This is a genomic window from Pseudarthrobacter adonitolis, assembly GCF_055412845.1.
The window spans coordinates 260,733-278,777 of sequence record NZ_JBVAYW010000001.1 but is presented as its reverse complement, the minus strand read 5'-3'; the positions used below and the strand labels follow the sequence as shown (position 1 = coordinate 278,777).

Genomic DNA, 18,045 nt, shown 5'->3' with positions numbered 1-18,045 from the left:
TATGCCTACGGTAGCGGGTGGGTGTGACTATTACGTTTCCGGCCCGCTGGTTTACTAAGCAGGCTGACTTTGTGCCAAACGTCTGGTACGGCGTCCGCAATCCGGCCCGCCGTCAGCGGTCCGCCGCCGGAGGCGGCCGCTCCCGCGAGGCCGTGAAGGCTGGCCCCTAGGGCGGCAATTGCCGCCCAGCGCTCGTCCGGATCTATGCCCGCATCCCGGAAGCGCCCGACGTCGGACCCCAGTTGAGCGAGCAGCGCACCGATGATCCCGGCCAGGACATCGCCGCTTCCGGCAGCGGCGAGCCACGCCGTGCCGTCTGCCTGGCTGTAGAAATCCTGGAAGGGCGAAGCGACCAGGGTGGTGGCGCCTTTTAGCAGCACGGTGGCCTCGGTAAGCACGGCGGCATACCGGGCAGCACCGAGCGTGGAAGCCTCGACGGCGGTACGGTCGGGGGCGGGATCAAAGTCCGGGCTGTCCGGGGACGAGGCGAGCCGTTGCAGGAGGGACGCCAGTTCGCCGGCGTGCGGCGTGAGCACCACCTGCGGCCCCAGGACCGCGGGCAGGGCAGGCAGCGCCCCGGCGTCGGCGATCACGGGCAGGCCGGATTCCACGGCGTCCCGGGCGTGCTGGAGCTGCTCGGCGTCGCCGGGACCCATGCCCGAACCCACCAGCCACGCCTGGACGTGCGTGTCAGCCACGGAGCCCGTGCTGCACACCACCTCCGGGCAGGACTGCCGCACCAGGTTGGCCACCTCGGGCGGGCCCAGGTAGCGGACCATCCCCGCGCCGGCAGCCAGCGCACCCCGGCAGGCCAGCACGGCGGCGCCCGGATAGTCGGCGGAACCGGCGACGACGCCCAGGACACCGCGGGAATACTTGTGGGAGCGCCTCCCGGGCTGTGGCAGCAGCCTGGCCAGGTCCACCGGCTCAAATCTGCGGAGCGCCGGCCAGGGCAGTTCCTCTTCGATGCCGATGGGCACCACGTGGATGCGGCCGGCGTGATCGGCGCCCGGGTCCGCCAGCAGGCCCACTTTGGCTGCGCCGAATGTTACGGTCAGGTCCGCTGACAGCACCGGCGCATGGGCTTCCCCGGTGTCGGCGTCAACGCCGCTGGGGATATCGCAGGCCACTACAATGCCCGACTCTCCGGCCGACAGCCGCAAATCCGAAAGACCGCTCACCAGGCCGGCCGCCGCTCCGCGAAGGCCGCCGCGGGCACCCGTGCCCAGGACTGCGTCAATCACGACGTCGGCACGCGCCACGTCTGCCGCCAGCCGGCCGGCGTTGAATTCAGTGAGGAGGTGGACGCGTCCGCCGGCGCGCTCAAAAGCAGCCAGCGCCTCGGGGTGGGCCGTTCCGGCGGTGAGTACCGCCGTCGTGCGCATTCCTCTGGCGGCCAGGAATGAGGCGGCGAACAGGCCATCTCCCCCGTTGTTGCCTTTGCCCGCCAAAACGGCCACGTCGGCGCCGTAGAGCCGCCGGCCGCGTGCCTTCAGCTCATGGACCACCGCGTTGGCGAGCCCATGGGAGGCTCTCTGCATAAGTACAGCGCCCATCCCGGCAGTCAGGAACGGCTGTTCGGCCACCCTGATCTGGGTTCCGGTATACGCGCTGATCATGGTGTCAGGTCCGTTGGTGGGTTGAGCAGTAGGTGGCTCAGCCTTCAGCCAGTACCGTGGCGGTGGCGATCCCGCCATCGTGGCTCATGGAGACGTGCCAGCGCTTGACGCCCTTGGACTCGGCCACCGCGAGGACGGTGCCCTTGACCTGGATGGTGGGTCCGTGCTGGTCCAGGCCGATCCAGCAGTCCTGCCAGTTCATGCCGGCCGGTGCGCCGAGGACCTTGGCCACGGCTTCCTTGGCGGCGAACCTCGCGGCCAAGGAGCGGGTGTTCAGCTCGCGCTCCGCGGGTACGAACAGCCGGTCCCGGAGCCCCGGCGTGCGCTCAAGCTGGCGGCCGAACCGCTCGATGTCTACAACGTCTACGCCAATGCCAACAATCATGGCGCTATTCTACGGGGACACTGGTGACCTGCCGCGCACAACCTGCGCCATTACGCTGTCGGGGAGAAAGTGGCACGCTACATCGGCCACGGACGAGGAATCTTCTGGACGGTAAGGCCGCCGGGATCGGTGGCCTTACCGTCCCTGGCCGCTCTGGGTCCAGTTCCGGGCGTGGCGCCGCGCAGCTGACGGGCGAGCCTGCGCGGCTGACAAAGGAAGCCCCGAGCCAAAGGCTCGAGGCTTCCGTTTCGCAGGGCACCAACCGGCTCTTGGCCGGTCAGCCTGCGGTTACTCTACGGTGACGCTCTTGGCGAGGTTGCGCGGCTGGTCCACGTCGTAGCCCTTGGCCGAGGCGAGGGCCAGGGCGAAGATCTGCAGCGGGACCGTGCTGAGCAGCGGGGCCAGGAGGGTGGGGGTTTCCGGGATGTAGAAGACGTGCTCGGCGTAGGCCTTGACGGCTTCGTCGCCCTCTTCCGCGATGACAATGGTCTTGGCGCCACGCGCCCGGACTTCCTGGATGTTGGAGACCACCTTGGCGTGCAGGGAGTCGCGGCCGCGCGGGGACGGGACCACCACAAACACGGGCTGGCCTTCCTCGATCAGCGCGATGGGGCCGTGCTTGAGTTCCCCGGCTGCGAAGCCCTCGGCGTGGATGTACGCGAGCTCCTTGAGCTTCAGCGCACCTTCCATGGCCACCGGGAAGCCGACGTGGCGGCCCAGGAACAGCACAGACTTGGCCTCGGCCATGGAATCGCCGAGTTCCTTGATCTGCGCCTCGTTGTCCAGGATCCGCTGGATCTTGGCGGGGATCTTGTTCAGGTCCGCCAGGATGTCCTTGATCTCGCCCTGGAAAATGTTCCCGCGCAGCTGCGCCAGGTAAAGGCCCAGGAGGTACGCAGCGGTGATCTGAGCCAGGAACGCCTTGGTGGAGGCGACTGCGATTTCCGGGCCGGCGTGCGTGTAGAGCACGGCGTCGGATTCACGCGGGATGGTGGAGCCGTTGGTGTTGCAGATGGAGACCGTCTTGGCGCCCTGTTCCTTGGCGTAGCGGACGGCCATCAGGGTGTCCATGGTCTCGCCGGACTGGGAGATGGAGACGATCAGGGTGTTCTCGTTCACGATCGGGTCCCGGTAACGGAACTCGTGGGAGAGCTCCACTTCGGTGGCAATCCGGCACCAGTGCTCAATGGCGTACTTGGCCACCTGCCCGGCGTACGCGGACGTGCCGCAGGCCAGCACAATGATCTTGTCGACGTTCTTCAGCAGCTGCGGATCAATGCGGAGCTCATTTAGGGTTAGTTTGCCGTTGACGTCCGAGCGGCCCAGCAGGGTCTGCAGCACGGCGTCGGGCTGGTCATGGATTTCCTTCTCCATAAAGGACGGGAAGCCGCCCTTTTCCGCCGATTCCGGATCCCAGTCAACGTGGTATTCCTTGCCCTCAGCCGGGGCGCCATAGAAATCAGTGATCTCCACGGTGTCTGCGGTGATGGTGACAATCTGGTCCTGGCCCAGCTCCACCGCCCGGCGGGTGTAATCGATGAACCCGGACACGTCCGAGCCCAGGAAGTTCTCGCCCTCGCCCAGCCCCACCACCAGGGGTGAGTTACGGCGGGCGGCAACCACAACATCCGGCTGGTCCGCGTGCACCGCCAGCAGCGTGAACGCACCCTCGAGGCGCTGGCAGGCGAGCTGCATGGCCTTCGTCAGGCCGCCGTCGGACACGTCACCCTGGAGCTTGGTACGGAAAATATCGCCCAGCAGCACAGCGGCGACCTCGGTGTCCGTCTCGGACTCAAACTTGTAGCCCTTAGCCACCAGCCCGAGCTTCAGCTCGGCGAAGTTCTCGATGATGCCGTTGTGGATCAGGGCCAGCTTGCCGCCGTCGGCCAGGTGCGGGTGCGCGTTCTGGTCCGTCGGGCCGCCGTGCGTGGCCCAGCGGGTGTGGCCGATACCGGTGAACGTCTCCGGCAACGGACGCTCCTCCAGCTCGGCGAGGAGGTTGCTCAGCTTGCCGGACTTCTTCCGGGACTGGATGGACCCCTCGGAGACCACCGCCACCCCCGCGGAGTCGTAACCCCGGTACTCCAGACGGCGCAATCCCTCAAGGACTACATCCAACGCACTGTGACCGGCATTCACACGGCCAGCAGAATGGCCCACATATCCAACGATTCCACACATGGGCTCTAGCTTATCGGCAGCCGGGTTGAGATCTAAACTTACGGTGCCCCATTTCGCTCTCAGCCGCGCGCGGGGCAGAATCTCTAAAGTGACTTTGCAACGCAATGAAGCGAACGGTGAGGGTGCCTCCCCGTTCGTTGAGCTGGACCGCCAGACCTGGTCCCGGCTCGCCGCCCAGATGGAGCAGCCCCTTAACGAAGAGGACATTGTCCGCCTGCGTGGCCTCGGCGATCCCCTGGACATGAAGGAGATCCGCGAGGTCTACCTGCCCCTCTCCCGGCTCCTGCACCTTTACGTGGAGGCCGCGGGCCAGCTTCATTCGGCCACCACCACCTTCCTGGGCGAGCAGACCCAGCGCACTCCGTTTGTCATCGGCGTGGCCGGCTCGGTAGCCGTGGGCAAGTCCACCATCGCCCGTGTGCTCCGGGAGATGCTGCGGCGCTGGCCCGGCACCCCCAATGTTGAGCTGATCACCACTGACGGTTTCCTGTATCCCCTTGCCGAGCTGAAACGGCGCCAGCTCCTGGAGCGCAAGGGCTTCCCGGAGTCCTATGACCGCCGCGCGCTGCTCCGCTTCGTGAGCGAGATCAAAGGCGGCGCTGAGGAAGTCAGGGCGCCCTGGTACTCGCACGTCACCTATGACATCGTGCCGGACAAGGAAGTGGTGGTCCGCCGTCCGGACGTGCTCATCGTCGAGGGCCTGAACGTCCTGGCCCCGGCACGTCCGCGCCACGACGGCAAGCAGGGGCTTGCCCTGAGCGACTTCTTCGACTTCTCCATCTATGTGGATGCCAAGACCTCCTACATCGAGGAGTGGTACGTGGACCGTTTCCGCAAGCTCCAGAGCACAGCGTTCGCGCAGCCGGAGTCATACTTCCACCGGTATGCCACCCTCTCCGAGGCCGAAGCGGAGACCACTGCCCGGGACATCTGGAAGCGCATCAATGAACCCAACTTGGAAGAAAACGTGCTGCCCACCCGCGGCAGGGCCCAGCTGGTGCTGACCAAGGACGCCGACCACTCCATCCGCCGCATGCTTCTGCGGAAGGTTTAACACACGTGTGCCACGACTGCATGGCGGGCGGTGTCCCCTCGGGGGCCAGCCGGCGGTCCTTCGCCCGCTTCCTCGCCGCCGGAGCGGGGCTGACGGTCCTGGCAGCCTGCACGCCGGAGGCACCGGCTGGGGTGGCGCCGTCGTCGTCCTCCCCCGCCCCGGCGGCGACCTCCGAGTCCGCCTCCGCCGTGGCGGTCCCTTCGGTAGAAAGCACGACGGCGGCAGCTGAGCCAACGCCGCAGACTCCCGTACCGCCGTCGGCGGCGCTGCCCCGTCAGTTCTCCCTGACGGATCCGGCCAGCCCGTGGCTGGTGGTCAACAAGCACCGTCCGCTGGCGCCGGCCGACTACGTCCCGGCAGATCTGGTCGAGCCCAACGTCCGGCTGGCTGTTTCCGGCGAGGCGGCCCTGCTGAACAGCACGACGGCGGCGGCCGCGGAAGCGATGTTCGCCGCGGCCGCGCTGGACGGCGTGAACATGACGCTGGCGAGCGGTTACCGCTCGTACGGCACGCAGGTGACCACGTACAACGGCTATGTGGCGGCCCGTGGCCAGGCCGATGCCGATACCGCCAGCGCGAGGCCCGGTTACTCGGAACACCAGACCGGCTGGTCGTTCGACATCGGCGACGGCGGCGGGGCGTGCGGCTTCGAGCCGTGCTTCGCGGATCAGCCGGCGCCCATATGGGCGAAGGCGAACGGCCACCGCTTCGGATTTGTGGTGCGGTATCCCTGGATGTTCCACCCGATCACCGGCTATTACTACGAGCCGTGGCACCTGCGGTACATCGGCGTGGAAGCCGCCACCGACATGGTGACCCGGGGCATCAGCACCGTGGAGGAGTACTTCGGGGTGGAAGCGGCGCCGGGGTATCCCTAAACGAAAGCTACGCCTACTTAGTTCCCGACACTCCTTTAGGAATTTACAGATCTGTCATGTCCGGCTCACCTTGGTGCGCTAGCTTGGTCCATATGTTGACAGGATTCAAGAAGTTCCTCATGAAGGGCAACGTCGTAGACCTTGCCGTCGCCGTCGTCATGGGTGCCGCTTTCGGCGCCGTCGTGACCTCAATCGTCGAGGGCCTGCTCACACCGCTGATCGGCCGCCTGTTCAGTGCCAAGGGAATTGCAGAAATGCAGTGGGAGGGATTCATGTATGGATCTGTCATCTCCTCCGTCATTTCGTTCGTGCTGGTGGCCGCCGCTATCTACTTCGTGGTCATCATGCCGATGAACCAGATGATCGAACGCCGCAACCGCAAACTGGGCATCAACCAGGAGGTCAAGGAGGAGGCTGCGGAAGATCCGCAGCTCGCGCTCCTCACCGAAATCCGCGACTCGCTGCAGAACCGGGTCCTGTAACTTCACCGTAACCAAGTGTGGCCCGCTTCCTGACGGAGGCGGGCCACACTTGTTTGTCTTAGATCGGTTGCTCAGCGCCTAGTCGGTGACCAGCTCGAGCGCGAGTTCGGTGCGGACAACCTGGGCCAGGCGCTCAGCGATGGATTGGGCCGTTGCTTCATCCCCTGCTTCCACCATGACGCGCACCACGGGCTCGGTGCCTGAGGGGCGGAGCAGGACACGTCCGGTGTCACCCAGTTCAGTTTCAGCCAGGACCACGGCCTGTGCCAGCGCCTCGGAACTGCCCACGCGGGTGCGGTCAACGCCCTTGACGTTGATGAGTACCTGCGGGAGCTTGGTCATCACGGTGGCCAACTCCTTGAGCGGTTTGCCCGTCAGAGCGATCTGCGCCGCCAGCTGGAGACCGGTGAGGACGCCGTCGCCGGTGGTGGCGTAGTCGGCGAAGATCACGTGGCCGGACTGTTCGCCGCCGAGGTTGAAGCCGCCGTCGCGCATGCCTTCCAGGACGTAGCGGTCCCCCACTGCCGTTTCGCGGATGCTAATGCCTGCCTCGCGGAGGGCGATCTTGAGCCCGAGGTTGCTCATGACGGTGGCCACGAGGACGTCGTCCTTGAGCTCGCCGGATGCTTTCAGCGCCACGGCGAGGATCGCCATGATCTGGTCACCGTCCACCTCTGTGCCTTCGTGGTCCACGGCGAGGCAGCGGTCGGCGTCGCCGTCGTGGGCTATGCCCAGGTCCGCGCCGTGCTTGACCACGGCGGCTTTGAGCGGACCCAGATGGGTGGACCCGACGCCGTCGTTGATGTTGTGGCCGTCCGGCTCGGCGCCGATCACGATGATTTCAGCGCCGGCGTCCTTGAAGACCTGGGGTGAGCAGCCGCTGGCAGCACCGTGGGCGCAGTCCAGCACTACCTTCAGGCCGTCGAGGCGGTGCGGGAGCGTCTGCAGGAGGTGGACGATGTAGCGGTCTTCGGCGTCGGAGAAGCGCTGGATCCTGCCCACGTCGCTGCCGACGGGCCGCACGGGCTCCTTGTCCAGCTGTTCCTCGATGGCGTTTTCCACGTCATCAGGGAGTTTCTGGCCGCCGCGGGCGAAGAACTTGATCCCATTGTCCGGTGCGGGATTGTGGGAAGCCGAGATCATGACGCCGAAATCGGCGTCAAGATCCGCCACGAGGTAGGCCGCGGCAGGCGTCGGGAGGACACCGGCGTCATAAACGTCAATACCGGAGCTGGAGAGCCCCGCCTCGACGGCGGCAGCGATGAATTCCCCGCTGGCGCGGGGGTCACGCGCCACCACGGCGCGGGGCCGGGTGCCGTTGGTATTGCGGTCATGACCAAGCACGACGGCGGCCGCCTGGGCCAAGTTCATCGCCAGCTCGGCAGTCAACAGGCCGTTAGCCAGGCCCCGGACTCCATCTGTTCCAAATAATCTAGACATCGTGGATAAGTCTAGAGGACGGATGCCTGAGGCTTTGAAACGGCAGGTCAGCGGTACGCCGGTTCGCTGGACGGGAGCGCCTCGTTAACGGCAGAAGCCCGCCCCGCCAATGGCGGGACGGGCTTCTGTGTAAGCGGGTTTAGCGCTTGGAGTACTGCTGAGCCTTACGGGCCTTCTTGAGACCGGCCTTTTTACGCTCGATGACGCGTGCGTCACGGCGCAGGTAACCGGCCTTCTTCAGGGTGGCGCGGTTGTTCTCGGTGTCGATCTCGTTCAGTGAACGGGCGATGCCGAGGCGCAGGGCACCGGCCTGGCCGGAAATGCCGCCACCGTGGATGCGGGCGATGACGTCGTAGGCGCCGTCAAGATCAAGGATCTTGAAGGGCTCGTTGACGTCCTGCTGGTGCAGCTTGTTCGGGAAGTAGTTGTCCAGCGCGCGGCCGTTGATGGTCCACTTGCCGGTGCCGGGGACGATGCGCACGCGGGCCACAGCTTCCTTGCGACGGCCAACTGCGGCGCCGGCAACGGTCAGTGCCGGGCGTTCCTTCTTCGGCGCTTCTGCTTCCGCAGGACCGCTCTCCGAGGTGTAGCTGGTCGGGTTTTCCTCAGCCACAACGGCCTCGGTGGTCTCTTCGTTCTGAGCCACGATTCTCCTTGTATAGATAAGTTGTTTGGTGGCCAGGACTACTGGGCGACCTGGGAAATTTCGAACGTCTTGGGCTGCTGGGCGGCGTGGGGGTGCTCTGCACCGCGGTACACCTTCAGCTTGCCCAGCTGCTGTGCAGCGAGGGAGTTCTTCGGGAGCATGCCCTTGATGGCCTTCTCAACGGCGCGGACCGGGTTGGATTCCAGGAGTTCCGCGTAGTTGACGGAGGTCAGGCCGCCTGGGTAGCCGGAGTGGCGGTATGCGCGCTTCTGCTCCAGCTTGGCGCCGGTCAGGGCTACCTTCTCAGCGTTGATGATGATGACGAAGTCGCCCATGTCCATGTGGGACGCAAAGGTGGCCTTGTGCTTGCCGCGCAGCAGGATTGCGGTCTGGCTCGCGAGACGACCAAGGACAACGTCTGTGGCGTCAATGACGTGCCACTGGCGGTTGATATCGCCGGGCTTCGGGGTGTACGTACGCACGGTTTTTGCCTCGTTCTTGTTCTGGCGTTCTTGTTTAGGTGTCACTCAAGCGTGTGCACCTACTATCTATGCGCTACCGGAACAGAGGTGAGGGCTCCATGTAACCAGTCATCCTGAGGTCCCGAATGTGCCCTTTGAGTAGTTATCCTGCAACCGGATTCTCAAGCGGGCACGCATCATCGAGAAAGGACACGCACAACGACTACCAATGTTAGCTTGAACCGGGCCTCGGGGTCAAAATGGGGTAGCCGGACGCTCATCCATCAATCTGCCGGCCCGACGTAAGCGGGGATGCAGTGACTTCTTGGGGCGACGCTGGCTCAACCGGACCGCTGTTCGTGACGGTCATTGGCCTCTTGGGACTAATACTCTCACCCTTGGCAGAGCTCCTCATTGCCAAGATGCTCCCCCGCGTCGGCCCGAAGCCTGGCATTCGAGCAAGGATCAGGACGGCGGCAATCACCGCCGCCCTGTGTGCAGCTTTCGCCTTCCGACTCGGCGCCGACCCGGCACTGCCGGCATTTGTCCTCCTCTCCATTCTTGGCGTCCAGCTGGCCCGAATTGATGTCGCACAGCATCTTTTGCCTAACCCTGTGGTTCTTTCCCTATTGGTAGGGGGCATTTTGTGCCTCTTGGCGGCCACGTTTGCCGGGGAAGAGTGGGCTGTCCTTGTTCGCGGACTGGTCGGCGCCGCAATTCTCTTCGTCATCTACCTGATTCTGGCGTTAATTTCACCGGCGGGTCTGGGAATGGGCGACGTCAAGCTCGCCGCTCCCGTGGGCCTGTACTTGGGTTACCTAGGTTGGACACAGCTCTTGTACGGCGGCCTGCTGGGGTTCATCATGAACGGCCTGGTTACCGTCTTTGTGGTGGCACGAAACCGCAAAGAACACACGTCAGAGGTGGCTCACGGACCGTCGATGATCGGCGCCGTAGTGTGCGTCGGACTCCTGACGCTCTAGGCCTGAGACCGGCCCAATCGCCATCTCTAGTTGCTCGCGCAACAGGAATCCAAGTAGTCGTCTATTGATGCGTCCACCAATCTGAGTACTCGAGTATAGCTTCCGAGTACGTACCAATAGAGCCCTCAGAAAAGTCGAGTACGACTACGCATTGTTGCCTAGAACGCCCAATGACAATCTCTTCTTAGCGAAGTCCAGCAACCGTTAAGAACTATGGGGGCAGCTGGAAATTCGTTGAAACATCACAAAAATCACTTTCATCGAATTAAGGAAATTAAAATGACTTCTCTTATGGTCTCAATGATGGCCTATGTTGCCGGCCTCAAGGAACGCCTCACCTCCGAAAAGGGAGCAACGATGGTGGAGTACGGCATCATGGTCGCCCTCATCGCTGTCATCGTCATGGTTGCCGTCGGCCCGCTTGGTACGCAAATCGCGGCCTTGTTCACCCAGGTCACCACAAGGATCACGCCCGCCGCGCCGTAGGCAGGTTCGGATTCGTGTTTGGCGGCGGGGGTGTCACCTCCGCCGCCAAACCCTTTTATTGAGTGGACCTTAGCGAACTGGGGAGCAGCGTGTTGAATACCAGGCATAAAGAGCGAGGTGCGGCAGCAGTCGAAATGGCAATCGTGCTGCCCCTGTTGCTCCTAATATTATTCGGCGTCATTGAGTTCGGCCGCGTATTTAATGTGCAAATTTCTCTGACGCAAGCCGCTCGCGAAGGTGCACGGCATGCGGCGATCCACTACAACAAGGACACCCTGGACGTTGAGGCAGCAACATTAGGGGCAGCCCCTTCTCTTGCTGGATTGGGCGTACTAGTCGACGACGACGCTGATACCTGCACCCTAGGGGAAGACGTAACCGTCACCGCAAGCGTGAGTCTTGACTCGCTGTCCGGTTTCCTGGATACCGAACTTTTCGGAAATCCGATTATATTTCCGCTCGACCTGACAGGCGTTGGAGTGATGAGATGCGGCGGCTAGAAGAAGCGTTTTCGCCAGGATCAATGGGTAAGCGGATTCACGAAGACAAGGAGCGAGGTGCGTCCACGGTCATTGTGGCGGTCCTGCTCGTGGTCCTTTTAGGCTTTGCCGCCCTCGTGGTGGACGTCGGCGCAATGTACGCGGAGAAGGCTCAGATACAAAACGGGGCGGATTTTGCCGCACTGGCAATCGCACGCGACTGTGCTGGCGGTACTTGCGGCGACATGGAAGCCAGTGCTGAGAACTTGGCAGATGCGAATAGCAATGACGCAGCGACCGGGGTGACCTCTATCACGTTTCCAACTCCAACTACGGTCCGAGTGGAAACATACGCACGCGAGAGTGGCACCGTAGATGACAGTTTTTCTCTGTTCTTCGCAAAACTCATGGGCTTTGAGACTACACAAATCCATGCAGTGGCCGCCGCCTCATGGGGTCCACCAAATTCTGGGTCCACTCTTCCTTGGACGGTAAGTGAATGCGTGTTCCTGGATTTCCTGACGTCCACTCAGCGGGCAGAGCTCGAGTCAACAGGCAATTTCACCGGAGACCCTGAAGCAACACACCTGCTTCTCAGGTACGACGAAAACACTCCGACCTACCCCGGTTGCGAGGCCCAAAATGGCTATCGACCAGGCGGCTTCGGATGGCTGGAGGCAAACGCCGATTGCTCAGCCGATATCACCGCTGACGGGACGGTCTTGGGGCAACCCGGAAACTCGTTCCCCAAAGTAGGAGGCAAAGACAAAGTCTGTCAGGACGTTCTGGCCGGCATTCTCAATGAACCGGTCCTCATTCCGCTATTCAGTTCCGCTGTGAACGGGGGCGGATCCAAGACTGAGTACCAAGTCATTGGTTTTGCCGCGTTTCAAGTCGCCGGTTACAAGTTTGGTGGCGGTCCTGAACTAACGCACGTGGACACTGCCGCCCCAAGCTGCACCGCTAAATGCAGGGGCATTCAAGGCTTCTTCACCCGTTTCGTCTCGCTGGAAGAGGCCGAGATAGGGACCGGCGGTGCCCCAAATTTCGGGGCGTCGGTCGTGAATCTGACCGAATAACGGTCATACCAGTCCGTAGCGGTTGGTATACACATCGACAAAGGAGAAATCACAGTGAAATCACGCCTACTGGGAGGCATCGCGGCTTTGGTATTGGCCCTAGTCGGAGCCGCTCTACTTTTTGTTTACGTCCAAGGCGCAGCGAATCGCGCTCAGGCGGGGCTGGAACCCGTCAATGTCCTGGTTGTCCAGGAGTCAGTTCCTGCGGGCACGAAGACGTCAGACCTTGGCACCAAAGTCCGCTCTCAAGCCATACCGAAGAGTGCAGTTCCCGAAGGGGCATTGGAGACGCTTGACCTAAAGGAGGGAACGGTCACCGCTGTCGATCTGCAGCCCGGCGAACAGCTCCTATCCTCTCGGCTGGTTGACCCTCGCCAGCTCGTTCCCGGAACCGTGCCAGTGCCCGACGGGCTGGAAGAGCTAACCTTCCTTCTGGACCCCGAACGAATCCTTGGAGGTAGGCTCGAAGCCGGCGACACCGTAACGGTGTTCTCCTCCTTCGCGTCAATAGACGGCATGCCAGCCGATGCTCCCGTTCCTCCCGAAGTGAAAGGCTGGAAGCAGTCCACTGGCCTTCTGTTCCACGATGTGCTGGTCACGGCCGTACAGAAAGCAGCTCCGGACGCGAAAAAGTCGACGGGTTCTGAATCTGGGGTGGAAATGCCCAATGGATCCGCGTTCGTTACAGTAGCGCGAACCGACGCTGACGCTGCGAAAATGATCTTCGGCGCTGAATTTGGCACGCTGTGGCTATCCAAGCAGACCCCAACGTCTACTAAGAGCGATCCTCCAATCACCACCTTTGGAGGGCTGTACTGATGAGCCGCTTCGTCGCCATCACTGCAGTCAGGGACTTCGAAAGCCGAGTTCGCCAAGCTATCTCTGGCGCTCTTCACGGGGAACTACAGACGCTCTCTCCGGATGTTCTCAAAGGCGGACCCAATGACGTCTTCCAACAACTGAACGGAGCGCCGCCCGAAGTGCTCATACTCGGGCCTGGAGTGACTCCCGATGACGCGCTGAAGCTGGCCACAGTCTTTGACCTTCAATTCCCCGAGGTCAGTCTCCTCTTGGTCGCCGAGCCCAGCCCCGAGCTGGTCTTGCGCGCCATGCATTCGGGCATCAGGGATGTGGTGACTTCCGAAATTGGTGTCAACGATCTCCGGGTCCTGTTGGAGCGGTCGTGCCTGGCAGCCGCAAGCCGCCGCCGGGGAATGGCGGCAGCGCCGGAATCCGGTCAGGAGCGAGGACGCGTCATCGCAGTGATGTCCCCGAAGGGCGGCGTCGGGAAGACTACCATCGCCACCAACCTTGCGATCGGGCTTGGCAAAGTTGCCCCTATGGGCGTTGTTATCGTGGACCTGGATTTGCAGTTTGGGGACGTCGCTTCAGGTTTGTTGCTGGAGCCGGAGCACTCCATATCGGAGGCGGTGCACGGCGCGGCTGCCCAAGACTCAATGGTCCTCAAAGCGTATCTGACGGTCCATCCAGCCGGAATCTACGCCTTGTGCGCCCCACGCACGCCGGCCGAATCGGACTACATCACTGCTGAGCATGTAAGTCGCCTCATTAATCAGCTGGCCAGCGAGTTCAAGTACGTCGTCGTAGATACGGCACCGGGGCTGGGCGAGCATTGCTTGGCCACCCTGGAACAGGCCACAGACGGAGTATGGGTTTGTGGAATGGACGTTCCAAGCATCCGTGGCCTCCATAAATGTTTCGGCGTCCTTCGCGAGTTGCAGCTATTGCCGCAAGGAAGGCATACGGTTCTCAATTTTGCAGATCGAAAGAGCGGCATCTCGGTCCAAGATGTCGAAGCCACTATTGGCGTTCCGATTGACGCCGTCATCCCTCGTTCTCGGACGCTACCGTTCTCCACTAATCGAGGCGTACCAGTGCTGCAAAGCACTAACAGAGAGCCTGCTTCAAAGGGACTCAAGAAACTCGTGGACCGCTTCGATCCTCAATGGGTGGCTTCGAGCCACCACAAACTTCACCGAAGGGTAGTGGTGTCATGAAACTTTCAGCCCGGCTCTCCCGAACACAGGATGCGGTCGAAGCTCAGGCGCCAGCTGACCCGGATAGCGCACAGGGTGACATGCCCTTTCTCGATGCAGCCTTCACACTCCCTGGCCAGGCCGTCCGCCCTGCACAGACCCCCGCGATTTCTCTAGGAGGCGCACCAGCGCAGCCCGCCGTGGATGCGTTGGCCGGGCTGAAGCAGCGTGCCGCTCTGGCATTATTTGAACGGATGGGCACGCGCTTCGGTGATGCATCGTCCTCCGAGGAGGAGATGCGGACCAACGCAATCGAAGAGTTGTCCACGGTCATCGACCAGGAGCAAGTACCGCTCTCCCCCGAGGAGCGCCGCCGGCTGATCAGAGAGATCGCCGATGAAGTAATGGGCTACGGTCCACTTCAGCGGCTCCTCGAGGACCCCTCTGTTACAGAGATCATGGTGAACCGTTTCGACCAGATCTATATTGAACGGCACGGTCATCTCTCGCTTACCGGATCGCGGTTCAGTTCTGACGACCACTTGCGAAAGGTAATCGAACGGATTGTTTCCCGAGTGGGCCGCAGGATCGACGAGTCGTCGCCCCTGGTCGATGCACGGCTTGAGGATGGATCCCGCGTAAACGCAATCATCCCCCCGCTCGCCGTAAACGGCCCCTCGCTCACCATACGAAAGTTCAGCCATGTGCCATTGACTGTTCAGAACCTGATTGAGTGGGGCTCGCTCACCCCCGAGATGGCTGAACTCCTCAGCGCCTGTGTCCGGGCGCGGCTGAATATCATCGTCTCGGGGGGTACGGGCACAGGAAAGACGACACTCCTGAATGTTCTGTCCTCATTCATTCCAGAAGAGGACCGGATCGTCACCATTGAAGACGCGGTGGAGCTGCAACTGCAGCAAGACCACGTGGTCCGCTTGGAAAGTCGACCACCGAACATCGAGGGCAAAGGGGCGGTGAATATCCGCGATCTCGTGCGGAACTCATTGCGTATGCGACCCGATCGAATCATCGTTGGTGAAGTACGTGGTGGCGAATCGCTGGACATGCTCCAGGCAATGAATACAGGCCATGACGGCTCATTATCTACAGTGCACGCAAATTCTCCCCGTGATGCCATTGCCCGTCTGGAAACGTTGGTATTGATGGCGGGAATGGACCTTCCCCTCCGCGCCATCCGCGAACAGGTGTCCTCTGCAGTGGACTTGCTGGTGCAGGTCACGCGTCTGCGTGATGGCACGCGGCGGGTAACTCACGTAACCGAAGTCCAGGGCATGGAAGGTGACATCGTCACTCTGCAGGATGCCTTTGTCTTCGACTACGCCGCTGGAATTGACCAGCACGGGCGTTTTCTCGGCAAGCCGATTCCCACAGGCATCAGGCCGCGTTTTCTGGACCGTTTTACCGAACTTGGTATCTCGGTATCGCCGGCGGTCTTCGGTTCGGCAATAGTGCCGCAGGGGAGGCGATAGGGCATGGATTCCCCAGTCATCTTCATTGTCGCCACGTTCATCTGCCTGTGCGCATTGCTTGTACTTTTTCTCGTGGTGCTCCAACCGCGCCATAGCGGTATACCGATCGAACGCAGAAGGCCGGGTTCGCAGCCCGACCAGTCTGCGCTGGGAAGGGTCACGCAGACAGCTGTCACCGCTGTGGATGGTGTGATTGGTGATTCCGGAGGGCCCTACAACCGGGCCGCGCTTTATAACGCAGGGGTAAAAACGGACCCGGCAACATTTACTGTTTCGGTCGTGGTCGCTTCGGTTGTCGGGGGAGTACTTGGGACGCTCCTGACCAATGGCGTTATTGGTGTCCTGCTGGCCGTGGCGATTCCGTTCGTAGCTAAGGCCTACCTATCCGTCATGACAGACAAACGACGTGGAAAGTTTGAAGCGCAACTAACGGACACCATTCAAATGCTCATCGGCGGCCTGCGGGTGGGGCATAGCATTATGCGTTCCATCGAAGCCGCGGCCTCTGAAGCCGACGCGCCGACATCGGAAGAGTTGACACGAATCGTCAACGAAACCCGCATCGGTATGGACGCGCAACTAGCGCTAGACGAGTGTTCCAAACGAATGGACAGCGAAGACTTCCGCTGGATCGGTCAAGCCATCCAGATCAACCGCGAGGTCGGCGGGGACTTGGCGGAAGTACTTGAGCAGGTAGCCGGAACAATTCGCGAGCGCAGCGAGATCAAGGGGCAGGTGAGGGCCCTTAGTGGCGAAGGGAAAATGTCCGCTTACATACTGATGGCCATGCCGGTTGTCGTCGCTATCATGATCAGCTTCATAAACCCTGGGTACACGGACGTCTTCTTCACCGAGCTCCTCGGCATCGTGATGCTCGTCGCGAGTCTCATCATGTTCGCCGTCGGCGGCTTCTGGATGAGCCGCATTATCAAGATTAAGTTCTAGGAAGGCGCACATCATGACTCCAATAGGATGGCTCATCATTGCCACCGTTGTCCTCCCTTTGTCTTATCTTGCCTGGGCCCTCGTGACGGCTGACCGAAAAGGGCTCCTGGCCGTCCAAACGAACTTGGGGCACGGCCTAAGCCAGGCCGGAAGCGCGAACGTCCGCCGACCGCCAGCTCTCTTGTACATCTCGAAAAAAATGACTCCCGTCGGTTACGCAGCCAAGCTTGATCGCTGGCTATCCCTCGCTGGCCGCCCGCAATCCATGTCTCTGGAAAAACTGGTGGCGGCCAAACCCACGCTGGCGTTGGCAGGTGCTGTCGTCGGATTCATCTTGTTCAGTGGCTCTCCCTCAACGAAGAACCTTGGGATCGGCCTGTTTCTGACCCTTTTCCTGTACTTTCTGCCCGACCTGCTGATCTACAACAAGGGGATCAAGCGTCAGCAGGAAATCGAGTTGCAGTTGCCCAATACGCTGGATCAGATGCTGATCTCCGTGGAGGCGGGACTCGGCTTCGAAACGGCCATGGCCAGGGCGGGACACAATGGCACAGGACCGCTCGCTCAGGAACTGACGCGCACCCTCCAGGACATCCAAGTTGGTCGACCAAGGCAGGAAGCCTACCAGGCCCTCGCAGACCGCTCTTCCGTGCAGGATCTCCGTAGCTTTGTCCGTGCGGTAGTTCAAGCTGACAAGTACGGAATCGGCATCGCAAAGGTTCTCAGGACGCAAGCCAAGCAGGCTCGCGTAAAGCGCCGGCAGCGGGCCGAGGAAAAGGCGATGAAACTCCCTGTGAAAGTTCTTTTTCCGCTGCTCCTCTGCATTTTCCCGGTTTTGTTCATTGTTCTACTGGGGCCTGCCGTCCTTAACATCATCGAGGCATTCAGCTAGCACTTCCCACCGCGCCCTTCGGCGCCCCCAATACCGGACCCCCTCGGAACCCAGAACCGAGGGGGTCCGTTTGCCTGCCCGGCTAAACCTCATTCCGCAGCATCAGCACAGGATTTCCGAAGGGAAAGGGAAGGAAAAGCGCAACCAAAGAAGTCTTGGCGCAGGATGCTGCAAGATCTCATCAACATCACATCAAGCGTTGCTAGTTTCGTGATTGAGCTGGTGCAGGACCAGCCACCCAAAAACTCGCTCAGGAGTCCCCATGCTTTCTCTCTACACCAACCTCATGATCCGCCTTCGCAGCGAAGAAAAGGGCGCAACCGCTGTTGAGTACGGCATCATGGTCGCGCTCATCGCCGTTGTCATCATCGTCGCCGTGACGCTCCTTGGCACCACCCTGAGTGATATGTTCACCCAAGTTCAGTGTTCCGTCACCGGCGGTACCTTTAATGAAGCTGTTCCGGCCTCCACAGGTGTTACGGCAGCCGACGCGAGTTGCACGCCCGCCCCCTAGTCCGACGAGGCTCCCGGGCGTCCAGCGCACCACC

General features: G+C 61.9%; 19 protein-coding genes. 13 read left to right on the top strand and 6 right to left on the bottom strand.

Annotated elements, in window-relative coordinates:
* Window positions 1–5: 5 nt before the first annotated feature.
* The 3 genes from ACZYZ4_RS01475 to glmS form a co-directional block, all read right to left on the bottom strand.
* Window positions 6–1,619, bottom strand: a complete 1,614-nt coding sequence (locus ACZYZ4_RS01475; protein WP_463857519.1) for an NAD(P)H-hydrate epimerase — start codon at window positions 1,617–1,619, stop codon at window positions 6–8.
* A gap of 37 nt (window positions 1,620–1,656) precedes the next feature.
* Window positions 1,657–2,004 (bottom strand): holo-ACP synthase, encoded by a 348-nt coding sequence (locus ACZYZ4_RS01470; protein ID WP_056344245.1) that lies wholly within the window; start codon window positions 2,002–2,004, stop codon window positions 1,657–1,659.
* A gap of 288 nt (window positions 2,005–2,292) precedes the next feature.
* Entirely contained in the window at window positions 2,293–4,185 is a 1,893-nt protein-coding gene (gene glmS / locus ACZYZ4_RS01465) for a glutamine--fructose-6-phosphate transaminase (isomerizing) (RefSeq protein ID WP_463857517.1), read from the bottom strand.
* Window positions 4,186–4,273: 88 nt separating this feature from the next.
* On the opposite strand from glmS, the gene coaA reads away from it, so the two are divergent.
* The 3 genes from coaA (at window position 4,274) to mscL (ending at window position 6,599) form a co-directional block, all read left to right on the top strand.
* The gene (coaA, locus tag ACZYZ4_RS01460; RefSeq protein WP_463857515.1) at window positions 4,274–5,239 is read left to right on the top strand and encodes a type I pantothenate kinase; all 966 of its coding nucleotides are present in this window, start codon (window positions 4,274–4,276) and stop codon (window positions 5,237–5,239) included.
* A 20-nt stretch (window positions 5,240–5,259) separates the two neighbouring features.
* Window positions 5,260–6,117: a M15 family metallopeptidase gene (locus ACZYZ4_RS01455; RefSeq protein WP_463857887.1), complete on the top strand. Its 858-nt coding sequence runs from the start codon at window positions 5,260–5,262 to the stop codon at window positions 6,115–6,117.
* 92 nt (window positions 6,118–6,209) lie between these two features.
* The gene (gene mscL, locus ACZYZ4_RS01450) at window positions 6,210–6,599 is read left to right on the top strand and encodes a large conductance mechanosensitive channel protein MscL (RefSeq protein WP_463857513.1); all 390 of its coding nucleotides are present in this window, start codon (window positions 6,210–6,212) and stop codon (window positions 6,597–6,599) included.
* Between the two features lie 78 nt (window positions 6,600–6,677).
* On the opposite strand, the gene glmM is transcribed toward mscL, so the two are convergent.
* From glmM to rplM, 3 genes are all read right to left on the bottom strand, one after another.
* Entirely contained in the window at window positions 6,678–8,039 is a 1,362-nt protein-coding gene (gene glmM, locus ACZYZ4_RS01445) for a phosphoglucosamine mutase (RefSeq protein ID WP_463857511.1), read from the bottom strand.
* A gap of 139 nt (window positions 8,040–8,178) precedes the next feature.
* Window positions 8,179–8,685 (bottom strand): 30S ribosomal protein S9, encoded by a 507-nt coding sequence (gene rpsI / locus ACZYZ4_RS01440; protein WP_056344277.1) that lies wholly within the window; start codon window positions 8,683–8,685, stop codon window positions 8,179–8,181.
* 38 nt (window positions 8,686–8,723) lie between these two features.
* Window positions 8,724–9,167 (bottom strand): 50S ribosomal protein L13, encoded by a 444-nt coding sequence (gene rplM / locus ACZYZ4_RS01435; RefSeq protein ID WP_058931751.1) that lies wholly within the window; start codon window positions 9,165–9,167, stop codon window positions 8,724–8,726.
* Window positions 9,168–9,544: 377 nt separating this feature from the next.
* Here rplM and ACZYZ4_RS01430 point away from each other — a divergent pair, with 377 nt between their 5' ends.
* The 10 genes from ACZYZ4_RS01430 to ACZYZ4_RS01385 all read left to right on the top strand — a co-directional run bounded on the left by ACZYZ4_RS01430 (window position 9,545) and on the right by ACZYZ4_RS01385 (window position 18,011).
* Window positions 9,545–10,129 carry a prepilin peptidase gene (locus ACZYZ4_RS01430; RefSeq protein ID WP_463857509.1) on the top strand — a complete coding sequence of 195 codons (585 nt, stop codon included), beginning with the start codon at window positions 9,545–9,547 and terminating at the stop codon, window positions 10,127–10,129.
* Window positions 10,130–10,408: 279 nt separating this feature from the next.
* Window positions 10,409–10,615, top strand: a complete 207-nt coding sequence (locus ACZYZ4_RS01425) for a Flp family type IVb pilin (RefSeq protein ID WP_463857507.1) — start codon at window positions 10,409–10,411, stop codon at window positions 10,613–10,615.
* A gap of 62 nt (window positions 10,616–10,677) precedes the next feature.
* Window positions 10,678–11,115 (top strand): TadE/TadG family type IV pilus assembly protein, encoded by a 438-nt coding sequence (locus ACZYZ4_RS01420; RefSeq protein ID WP_463857505.1) that lies wholly within the window; start codon window positions 10,678–10,680, stop codon window positions 11,113–11,115.
* Between the two features lie 23 nt (window positions 11,116–11,138).
* On the top strand, window positions 11,139–12,173 hold the full coding sequence (locus ACZYZ4_RS01415) for a pilus assembly protein TadG-related protein (protein ID WP_463857503.1): 1,035 nt from the start codon (window positions 11,139–11,141) through the stop codon (window positions 12,171–12,173).
* Between the two features lie 282 nt (window positions 12,174–12,455).
* The gene (locus tag ACZYZ4_RS01410) at window positions 12,456–12,992 is read left to right on the top strand and encodes a CpaB family protein (protein ID WP_463857501.1); all 537 of its coding nucleotides are present in this window, start codon (window positions 12,456–12,458) and stop codon (window positions 12,990–12,992) included.
* Window positions 12,992–14,191 carry a CpaE/TadZ family protein gene (locus ACZYZ4_RS01405; RefSeq protein WP_463857499.1) on the top strand — a complete coding sequence of 400 codons (1,200 nt, stop codon included), beginning with the start codon at window positions 12,992–12,994 and terminating at the stop codon, window positions 14,189–14,191. The genes ACZYZ4_RS01410 and ACZYZ4_RS01405 overlap by 1 nt, the downstream gene beginning before the upstream one ends.
* Window positions 14,188–15,660 carry a TadA family conjugal transfer-associated ATPase gene (locus ACZYZ4_RS01400; protein ID WP_463857497.1) on the top strand — a complete coding sequence of 491 codons (1,473 nt, stop codon included), beginning with the start codon at window positions 14,188–14,190 and terminating at the stop codon, window positions 15,658–15,660. The genes ACZYZ4_RS01405 and ACZYZ4_RS01400 overlap by 4 nt, the downstream gene beginning before the upstream one ends.
* Window positions 15,661–15,663: 3 nt before the next feature.
* On the top strand, window positions 15,664–16,605 hold the full coding sequence (locus ACZYZ4_RS01395; RefSeq protein WP_463857495.1) for a type II secretion system F family protein: 942 nt from the start codon (window positions 15,664–15,666) through the stop codon (window positions 16,603–16,605).
* A gap of 13 nt (window positions 16,606–16,618) precedes the next feature.
* Window positions 16,619–17,497 (top strand): type II secretion system F family protein, encoded by an 879-nt coding sequence (locus ACZYZ4_RS01390; RefSeq protein WP_463857493.1) that lies wholly within the window; start codon window positions 16,619–16,621, stop codon window positions 17,495–17,497.
* Window positions 17,498–17,759: 262 nt separating this feature from the next.
* A complete protein-coding gene (locus tag ACZYZ4_RS01385) occupies window positions 17,760–18,011 on the top strand; it encodes a Flp family type IVb pilin (RefSeq protein WP_463857491.1) in 252 nt (83 codons plus the stop codon).
* Window positions 18,012–18,045: the final 34 nt, after the last annotated feature.

Excerpts from the sequence above, each read along its gene's own strand:
- ACZYZ4_RS01475 (WP_463857519.1), bottom strand. The coding sequence starts at position 1,619 with ATGATCAGCGCGTATACCGGAACCCAGATCAGGGTGGCCGAACAGCCG.
- ACZYZ4_RS01470 (WP_056344245.1), bottom strand. The coding sequence starts at position 2,004 with ATGATTGTTGGCATTGGCGTAGACGTTGTAGACATCGAGCGGTTCGGC.
- glmS (WP_463857517.1), bottom strand. The coding sequence starts at position 4,185 with ATGTGTGGAATCGTTGGATATGTGGGCCATTCTGCTGGCCGTGTGAAT.
- ACZYZ4_RS01455 (WP_463857887.1), top strand. The coding sequence starts at position 5,260 with ATGGCGGGCGGTGTCCCCTCGGGGGCCAGCCGGCGGTCCTTCGCCCGC.
- mscL (WP_463857513.1), top strand. The coding sequence starts at position 6,210 with ATGTTGACAGGATTCAAGAAGTTCCTCATGAAGGGCAACGTCGTAGAC.
- glmM (WP_463857511.1), bottom strand. The coding sequence starts at position 8,039 with ATGTCTAGATTATTTGGAACAGATGGAGTCCGGGGCCTGGCTAACGGC.
- ACZYZ4_RS01425 (WP_463857507.1), top strand. The coding sequence starts at position 10,409 with ATGACTTCTCTTATGGTCTCAATGATGGCCTATGTTGCCGGCCTCAAG.
- ACZYZ4_RS01415 (WP_463857503.1), top strand. The coding sequence starts at position 11,139 with ATGGGTAAGCGGATTCACGAAGACAAGGAGCGAGGTGCGTCCACGGTC.
- ACZYZ4_RS01405 (WP_463857499.1), top strand. The coding sequence starts at position 12,992 with ATGAGCCGCTTCGTCGCCATCACTGCAGTCAGGGACTTCGAAAGCCGA.
- ACZYZ4_RS01400 (WP_463857497.1), top strand. The coding sequence starts at position 14,188 with ATGAAACTTTCAGCCCGGCTCTCCCGAACACAGGATGCGGTCGAAGCT.
- ACZYZ4_RS01395 (WP_463857495.1), top strand. The coding sequence starts at position 15,664 with ATGGATTCCCCAGTCATCTTCATTGTCGCCACGTTCATCTGCCTGTGC.
- ACZYZ4_RS01390 (WP_463857493.1), top strand. The coding sequence starts at position 16,619 with ATGACTCCAATAGGATGGCTCATCATTGCCACCGTTGTCCTCCCTTTG.
- ACZYZ4_RS01385 (WP_463857491.1), top strand. The coding sequence starts at position 17,760 with ATGCTTTCTCTCTACACCAACCTCATGATCCGCCTTCGCAGCGAAGAA.